The sequence below is a fragment of the Dyadobacter sp. genome, from assembly GCF_051859145.1.
Classification (GTDB): Bacteria; Bacteroidota; Bacteroidia; order Cytophagales; family Spirosomataceae; genus Dyadobacter.
On the sequence record NZ_JBHYGF010000194.1, the window covers coordinates 1 to 7,840 of the forward strand.

Genomic DNA, 7,840 nt, shown 5'->3' on the forward strand with positions numbered 1-7,840 from the left:
TATACTTTAATGGCAATCCCGTCTTCACTCGTTCTCAAAAAGACGGGTTTCAAAAACGGAATGTCAATCGCTTTGCTGGTCATGGCGGCTGGTACCCTGATATTTATACCTGCCGCTTCCATGGCATCTTACGGCTTATTTCTGGTAGGTTTATTCACAATTGGCATCGGACTCACAGTATTACAAACGGCGTCAAATCCTTACGTTACCATTCTCGGACCCCGCGAAAGTGCTGCGCAGCGTATCAGTATCATGGGGATTGCCAACAAAACAGCCGGTGTAATCAGCCAGTTGATCTTTGGTCAGCTGCTGCTGGCGGGTGCCTCGTCGGTTGATCCGAAAGATGAGCTCGATAAAGTGGTTACTCCTTACATTGTCCTTACGCTCGTGCTGGTGGCTACTGCGATCATGATCCGGTTTTCAAAAGGGCTGGTGGAAGTGAGCGAAGAGGAAGAAGAGCCGGTTGTAAGCTCGTCGCAGGTTGTTGTAACTAAAACGAGTGTGCTGCAATTCCCTAACCTTGTGATGGGTGTGATTGCATTGTTCTGTTATGTGGGTGTGGAGGTAATCGCCGGTGACACAATTATCAGCTATGGTATCGACCTTGGCTTCGCAGAAGAAGAAGCGCGCCTTTTCGGTACTTACACACTTTATGGAATGATGTTCGGCTACATTCTTGGGGTTGCATTGATCCCTAAATATGTTTCTCAACAAGCTTATCTCAAATTTTGCGCGATCCTGGGTGTAATTGTTACCCTGGTTGCAGTAAATTCAACGGGCTTCACTTCCGTACTTTGCATTGCGATATTAGGTTTTGCCAATGCGGTGATCTGGCCTGCACTCTGGCCATTGTCGCTGAGTGGCTTGGGTAAATTCACCAAAACTGCCTCGGCACTTTTGGTAATGGGTATTTCCGGTGGCGCTATTCTGCCGCTGGTATACGGAGGTATCGCTGACTCCATTGGCAGCACGCAGCAAGCTTACTGGATTATGTTACCGCTCTACCTGTTTATTCTCTATTTCGGTCTGTTTGGCCACAAAAAGAAAAGCTGGTAGTTCATGAGAATTTCAACTTCCGGCCGCATTTGTCTCTTTGGTGAACACCAGGATTATCTTGGATTACCCGTCATCGCAGCCGCCATATCGCGCAGGATCAGTATTGACGGTACTTACCGGAACGACGATCAGGTGATCCTGCATTTGCCTGATTTGGGTATCCAGGAAGATTTTTCCCTTCGCGATACCTTTCCCTACGTGGTGCAGCGGGATTATTTTCGCAGTACCATCAATGTGCTGAGGCGAAAGGGACTTGTTTTTTCAAGAGGTTTTGAATGTACCATACACGGTAACATCCCGATCAATTCAGGTACGTCAAGTTCGTCTGCCCTCATTGTTTCGTGGGCACACTTCCTGGACAGGATGAGCGACAATCCCGCCAATTATTCTCAAAAGGAGCTGGGAGAAATAGCCAATGCAGCCGAGGTACTCGAATTCGGAGAGCCCGGCGGCATGATGGACCATTATTCTACCGCAATCGGAAATGTGATATACCTCGAATCCACGCCCGAAATCAGGGTTGAAACGCTCACGCCCAAGCTGGGCACCTTCGTTCTCGGCGATTCCCTTGAACCAAAAGATACCCTCGGGATTTTGGCAAGGTGCCGTTTTGGAATGGAGGATGTGATTAGAAAAGTAACCTCCTTCAACCCGCAATTTTCAATTTTCAGCACACCACCTGAGCACCTTACTGACTACCGGAACATTCTTTCGGAAGACGAGCTCGGGCTTTTGCGCGCCAATGTAGAGGACCGGGATATACTACTCGAAGGCAAGGCGCTTCTGAGCCAAAGTTCGGAAGAGAATGCGGATCAATCTTTCGACAAACATTTCGGTGATTTACTATACAGGCACTACAAAAACCTTCGCGATTTTAAACGCACTTCAACTCCCAAGATAGAGCGGATGATGGATGCAGCCTTGCTTGCAGGTGCATTGGGCGGGAAAATAAACGGATCAGGCGGCGGTGGCTGTATGTTCGTTTACGCGCCTCAAAAAGCCGAAGAAGTAGCTGCGGCCATTGAAAGAGAAGGTGGAAAAAGTTACATCATCACAGTTGATTCCGGTACGAGGATTGAAGATGCAAACCCTTAAAAAGGCACGAATGTAATTCCGATTGTGTTATTCTTTTAAGACCTTTGTGCTTACCGGATCACAATCAAATTCCATGATCATCGCACCTTCTGAGACAAAAAGTAACCTGTACTGTCCATCGCTGACAGCATATCAACGCAGAAAAACCATTACAATTCAGATCGGAGACCTGCCCATGGGCTCCGATTACCCGATCCGGGTTCAATCCATGACAACCGTAGACACAATGGACACCCAGGGTTCCATTGACGAGGTTGTACGAATGGTAGATTCCGGATGCGAATACGTGCGGATCACAGCTCCTAGTGTAAAAGAGGCTCAAAATCTTGAAAATATCAGAAACGGGCTGCGTAAACTTGGCATAAACGTTCCATTGATTGCGGATATTCATTTTACCCCCAACGCCGCCGAACTGGCCGCCCGCATTGTCGAGAAAGTGCGGATCAACCCCGGAAACTACGCCGACAAAAAGCGATTCGAAATCATCGATTATACAGACGCTTCTTACGCGGCCGAGCTTGAAAGGATCAGGGAGAAATTCATTCCATTGGTCAGAATATGCAAGGAGTACGGAACAGCCATGCGCATTGGTACCAACCACGGCTCTCTTTCGGACAGGATACTAAGCCGATATGGGGACACGCCACTCGGTATGGTGGAATCCGCATTGGAATTCCTGCGGATCTGCGAAGAGCTGAACTACTATAACATCGCATTGTCGATGAAATCCAGCAATACGCAGGTGATGGTAGAAGCCTACCGCCTGCTGGTACAACGTTTGGATGAAGAAGGTCTGAAACCCTATCCGCTTCACCTCGGCGTAACAGAGGCCGGAGAGGCGGAAGACGGCCGGATCAAATCGGCTGTGGGTATCGGTACTTTGCTGGAAGATGGATTGGGAGACACCGTGAGGGTTTCGCTTACCGAAGCCCCCGAAAAAGAAGCGCCGGTTGCGCGCGCTTTAATTGAAAGATATACCAGTCGCGTACCGCACGATGCAATAGAGCCCATTGCCGGCAACCCGATCAATCCTTTTCAATATACCCGTAGAGATACTTACGAAGTCAATAACCTTGGTCACCTCAATGTACCGCGGGTAATTGCTGACTACTCTGATATTCCTGTTCAAAACCTTTCAGACCTGAAAAGCATCGGGCACTTTTTCCTGCCTGTTCCTGATAAATGGGCGATGAACGATCTGGGCGCAGACTACATTTACACAGCTCAGAATCCTGTTCCTTTTATGCTGCCGAATGGATTGAAGGAAATTGTGGATTACAAACAATGGTTGCATCATCCGGAAAGAGAAAGCAAGTTCCCATTGTTCAAAGCAGAAGAATGGGCTTCGGCAGTAAATGGAGTGAGTGGGCAGCTCAATTTTGTAAGAGGTAACATTCATGCCTTTGACGATACATTCCTGAATAATATCAGCGAAACTGACAAGATTGTACTCATAGTTTTTACTCAGAACAAACATGCAATGCCCGAGCTGCGCAGGTTTTTTTACAAAATGACTGAGCTGAAAATCAAGGTACCTGTTGTTATTGAGAGGAATTACAAGACTGATATCGGAGATAAGCTGACACTTTACTCTGCAACTGATATCGGCGGCTTACTGGTGGACGGGTTTGGTGATGGTGTGATACTTCGCCCAGATTTTGATGGAAATACATTGCACGACGACAAGCTGACCATTGCCGCTTCCTACAACAATATTGCCTTCGGGATCTTGCAGGCAGCGCGTACAAGAATGTCAAAAACGGAATATATCTCTTGTCCATCCTGCGGCAGGACGCTTTTTGACCTGCAGGAAACCACAGCAATGATCCGTAAACATACCGAGCACCTGAAAGGCGTGAAAATCGGTATCATGGGCTGCATTGTGAACGGGCCTGGCGAAATGGCCGACGCGGATTATGGATATGTGGGAATGGGCAAAGATAAAATTGCTTTGTACCGCGGCCAGGAAGTGATTAAAAGATCGGTGACGGCGGCAAAGGCCGTGGACGAACTGATTGAGCTTATTCGTGAAGATGGCCGCTGGATTGAACCCAGTGAACGTGAAATTTTGGTTAAAAAAGCATTAATCAATCAGACAATATGAAAAAGTACTTCCAACTGGGCGACGTGTTTTACTACTTCGTAAGGGTTTTTAAGAAAAAAGATCCGAATGCGCCCGACTCATTTAACCTGCGCATGATGCACGGAATCAACCGCATTTCCATCGTCATGTTTTTGATCTGTCTTATAGTAATGATCGTAAGAGCATTAACAAGATGAACCTCGAATCGCTGCGTGACTACTGCCTCAAACTACCTGCCGTAACCGAGGAACTACCTTTCGGTCCAGACACACTGGTATTTAAAGTAAAAGGGAAAGTATTTCTGCTAACCTCGCTGGATGCACCGAAATTTGGCTTTAATGCAAAATGCGATCCTGAAAAAGCAGTAGAGCTCAGAGAAAAATACCCCGACGTACTGCCGGGCTATCACATGAATAAAAAACACTGGAATACTGTCAATGTTACCGGCAGTATTCCAAGTGAGCTTTTATTTGAATGGGTGAGAGATTCTTATGAGCTAGTCGGGAAGAGCCTGCCTAAGAAGGAGCAGGCTGCATTGTCGCTTTAACCCTTCGACTGCGCTCAAGGTGACAAGGCATAGATGTATTTTTGTCACCCTGAGCGCAGTCGAAGGGACATTGCGACTTGCCACGCCGAAGACTACTTAGCAGCCTTCATCTCCTCATCCAGCTTCTTGCTGAGCGTTTCGCACAAGCCTTCGATGGCTTCCGCCATCACGCGGTCGTTTGTCGCGGTGAGCATGGTATCGGCAATTCCGCTCATGAGTTCGATATAGAAGCGCTTCATTTCGAAAACCTCCATATCTTTTGTCCAAAGGTCGATTTTAAGGGTACCTCTGTGATAATGGTCCCAAACCGCAATCGCAATGGCGCGGGTGTCGTTGATACCTTCATTCGGGTTGTCGGTAGCATCCCAGAATATCTTTTCAGGTATATTTTTATCGTCTAATTCAACGGTGAAATGTATTTCTGACTTTTTCATAACGGTGTTAATTTTCAGCAAAAGTAAGCATTTGACGTTTACAATAGCCTTGAAATGCTACTTTCCGGATTTGCTGAAAACCTTCTTTAACAAATCAGTTACCCTCGCACCAGGGTTCTCACGGATCTTTTTCTCTTCCTGCGCAATCAGAACATACAGTCCGTCAATCGTTTTCTGGGTTGCGTATTCTTTCAGGTCAGGATTAACCTTCTTCACAAGCGGGAGCTGGTTATAAGTATTTACAATATCCGCATAATATTCAGTCGCCTTGTTGAGGTTCAAAGTGCTGTCTACAACCGGGTAAAATGTTTTGAACAAATCATCATTCGTTGATTTTCTAAGGTACTGTGTTGCCGCATCATCCTGGCCTTTGAGGATACCGAGTGCGTCGGGCACCGTCATGGAAGTGATTGCTTTAACGAAGATCGGTTTCGACTTCTTAGCTGCATCTTCCGCTGCGCGGTTGAGGGACAAGGTAAACTTATCTACCTGTGCACCCAGTCCCATTTTCCGCAAAGTCTCTGCGACTTTCTGCGCCTCAGGCGGTACAGCAATTTTGATCAGCTCGTTTTTGAAAAAACCATCCACTTTGGACGCTTCTGCCGATCCATTGCTGATACCTACATTCAAAGCCTCCTTCAATCCCTGGACAATCTCATTTTCGGCGAGGCCGGTGCTATTCTTCCCCCCTACCTTATCAAACACCTTCCCGAGGTTAAACTGCGCCATGGAGGCGGTAGCTGAAAGCAGTGAAAACAACGTTAGCGCTATAATTTTATGTTTCATTACAAAAGACTTGGTTGGTACCGGACTAAGGTTCAAACGTACTCAATAACGATTAATTTTACTTATTTTTGGGAATTAACGGTTCTTAACAATCCATTTCAACGAGATGATTTCTTCGACAAGGGCTGAAATAATTACCATCGGTGACGAGATACTTTTTGGTCAGATAACCGATACCAATACCCAATGGATTGGCACTCAATTGACTGACATCGGCATTCGTCCGGTGCGAAAAACTTCTGTTGGAGACAACAAGCAGGATATACTTGACGCACTCGCAGAAGCAAGTCAGCGCGTGCAGGTAATTATAGTTACGGGAGGTCTCGGACCAACCCGCGACGATATTACCAAACACACATTTTGCGAATATTTCGGCACTGAACTTGAAATCAATCAGGACGCCCTGGCACTTGTAACCTCGTTTTTTGAGAAAAGAGGTCGCGCCATGACCGAGATGAATGTTCAACAGGCAGCACTACCCAAAAACTGTACCTATATACCAAACCTTTGTGGTACCGCCCCCGGAATGTGGTTTGAAAAAGATAATGTCGTGTACGTGTCACTGCCCGGGGTTCCTTATGAAATGAAGAACCTGATGGAGCACGAGATACTGCCGCGGCTCAAAGCAAAGTTCCCGACTTCGATCATCCAGCATAAATCCATTCGTACGATCGGAATCGGAGAATCTTTTCTGGCTGAGAAAATAGCTGACTGGGAAACTGCATTGCCCACACATATCAAGCTTGCCTACCTGCCTCATTTCGGTCAGGTTCGTCTGCGGCTGACAGGTACCGGCACTGATCAGGCGCTTCTCGAAAAAGAGTTGCAGGATCAGGTTGATAAGGTAATGCCGGTCATCGAAGAACACGTTTTCGGCTTCGATCTTGATGAACTTGAAACGGTTGTGGGTTCCTTGCTGATGCAAAACCAGGCTACACTGTCAACCGCGGAAAGCTGCACCGGCGGTTATGTGGCCAGTCGCATTACGGCGGTCGCAGGATCTTCGCGCTATTTTGAGGGTTCCGTTGTGAGTTATAGCAATGCGATCAAAATGAATGTGTTGGGCGTAAAGAAAGAAACACTCGATGCATTCGGAGCGGTGAGCGAGCAAACTGCCCGTGAAATGGCCGAAGGAGCAAGAAATCTCCTGAATACCACTTTTGCAATCGCCACAACCGGCATTGCCGGACCGGATGGAGGCACGCCGGAAAAGCCGGTAGGGACAGTCTGGATTGCGTGTGCAGGGCCAAATGAAACCTTTACGCAACTGCTGACTTTGCGAAATGACCGGAAAATAAACATCGAACTTACATCTTCCTATGTACTTAATCTTTTAAGAAAAACCATATTGAAAGCCAATCTGGTGACGAAAGCTTAGGGAATTGATCCATTACGGGCGACTATTGTTGCCGGTTAATATAGTTTTTATGAAAATTTTAGAAATGGTAATGCCTTCAATGGGCGAAAGCATAATGGAATGCACCGTGTTGCACCTGCTCAAAAAAGAAGGCGAAGCAGTGGTGGTAGACGATTCCGTTCTGGAAGTAGCGACTGATAAGGTGGATACCGAAGTACCTTGCCCTTACGTAGGCAAGCTGGTCAAATGGCTTGTGAAGGAAAATGACGTGGTGCCGATCGGCAGTCCGGTTGCGCAGATTGAAGTTACAGATGACACACCAGGCGAGCCGGCATTTTTACAACAAGCGCCCGCGGAAGAAGTGGCTGTTGCTACACAGTTGGAACAGGAATTTGAGCAGGCAATTACACAGAAAGAAAGAGTAGTAAGTAGCCAGGAAACCGGGATGAACCCCTTTTATTCCCCGCTTGTACTGAGCATTG

General features: G+C 47.0%; 9 protein-coding genes. 7 read left to right on the forward strand and 2 right to left on the reverse strand.

The window, feature by feature from the left end:
- The 5 genes from gluP to ACTIE6_RS12490 form a co-directional block, all read left to right on the forward strand.
- Window positions 1-1,056: glucose/galactose MFS transporter (gene gluP / locus ACTIE6_RS12470; protein WP_439556952.1), on the forward strand; the 1,056-nt coding region annotated here is incomplete at its 5' end.
- Between the two features lie 3 nt (window positions 1,057-1,059).
- A complete protein-coding gene (locus ACTIE6_RS12475) occupies window positions 1,060-2,151 on the forward strand; it encodes a GHMP family kinase ATP-binding protein (protein WP_439556953.1) in 1,092 nt (363 codons plus the stop codon).
- Between the two features lie 73 nt (window positions 2,152-2,224).
- On the forward strand, window positions 2,225-4,255 hold the full coding sequence (gene ispG / locus ACTIE6_RS12480; RefSeq protein ID WP_439556954.1) for a (E)-4-hydroxy-3-methylbut-2-enyl-diphosphate synthase: 2,031 nt from the start codon (window positions 2,225-2,227) through the stop codon (window positions 4,253-4,255).
- Window positions 4,252-4,431, forward strand: coding sequence for a DUF6728 family protein (locus ACTIE6_RS12485; protein ID WP_439556955.1), 180 nt, complete (start codon window positions 4,252-4,254; stop codon window positions 4,429-4,431). Before ispG ends, ACTIE6_RS12485 begins: the two co-directional genes overlap by 4 nt.
- Window positions 4,428-4,781 (forward strand): MmcQ/YjbR family DNA-binding protein, encoded by a 354-nt coding sequence (locus tag ACTIE6_RS12490; protein WP_439556956.1) that lies wholly within the window; start codon window positions 4,428-4,430, stop codon window positions 4,779-4,781. The genes ACTIE6_RS12485 and ACTIE6_RS12490 overlap by 4 nt, the downstream gene beginning before the upstream one ends.
- 92 nt (window positions 4,782-4,873) lie before the next feature.
- On the opposite strand, the gene gldC is transcribed toward ACTIE6_RS12490, so the two are convergent.
- The gene (gene gldC / locus ACTIE6_RS12495; protein ID WP_056289209.1) at window positions 4,874-5,215 is read right to left on the reverse strand and encodes a gliding motility protein GldC; all 342 of its coding nucleotides are present in this window, start codon (window positions 5,213-5,215) and stop codon (window positions 4,874-4,876) included.
- A 57-nt stretch (window positions 5,216-5,272) separates the two neighbouring features.
- The gene (locus ACTIE6_RS12500) at window positions 5,273-6,001 is read right to left on the reverse strand and encodes a DUF4197 family protein (RefSeq protein ID WP_439556957.1); all 729 of its coding nucleotides are present in this window, start codon (window positions 5,999-6,001) and stop codon (window positions 5,273-5,275) included.
- 106 nt (window positions 6,002-6,107) lie between these two features.
- On the opposite strand from ACTIE6_RS12500, the gene ACTIE6_RS12505 reads away from it, so the two are divergent.
- Together ACTIE6_RS12505 and ACTIE6_RS12510 are read left to right on the forward strand one after the other, a co-directional pair.
- Complete coding sequence (locus ACTIE6_RS12505; RefSeq protein ID WP_439556958.1) at window positions 6,108-7,379, forward strand: competence/damage-inducible protein A; 1,272 nt, start codon at window positions 6,108-6,110, stop codon at window positions 7,377-7,379.
- 49 nt (window positions 7,380-7,428) lie between these two features.
- Window positions 7,429-7,840 (forward strand): biotin/lipoyl-containing protein (locus tag ACTIE6_RS12510; protein ID WP_439556959.1); only part of this gene is annotated, 412 nt, incomplete at its 3' end.

Excerpts from the sequence above, each read along its gene's own strand:
- ispG (WP_439556954.1), top strand. The coding sequence starts at position 2,225 with ATGATCATCGCACCTTCTGAGACAAAAAGTAACCTGTACTGTCCATCG.
- gldC (WP_056289209.1), bottom strand. The coding sequence starts at position 5,215 with ATGAAAAAGTCAGAAATACATTTCACCGTTGAATTAGACGATAAAAAT.
- ACTIE6_RS12505 (WP_439556958.1), top strand. The coding sequence starts at position 6,108 with ATGATTTCTTCGACAAGGGCTGAAATAATTACCATCGGTGACGAGATA.
- ACTIE6_RS12500 (WP_439556957.1), bottom strand. The coding sequence starts at position 6,001 with ATGAAACATAAAATTATAGCGCTAACGTTGTTTTCACTGCTTTCAGCT.
- ACTIE6_RS12475 (WP_439556953.1), top strand. The coding sequence starts at position 1,060 with ATGAGAATTTCAACTTCCGGCCGCATTTGTCTCTTTGGTGAACACCAG.
- ACTIE6_RS12485 (WP_439556955.1), top strand. The coding sequence starts at position 4,252 with ATGAAAAAGTACTTCCAACTGGGCGACGTGTTTTACTACTTCGTAAGG.
- ACTIE6_RS12490 (WP_439556956.1), top strand. The coding sequence starts at position 4,428 with ATGAACCTCGAATCGCTGCGTGACTACTGCCTCAAACTACCTGCCGTA.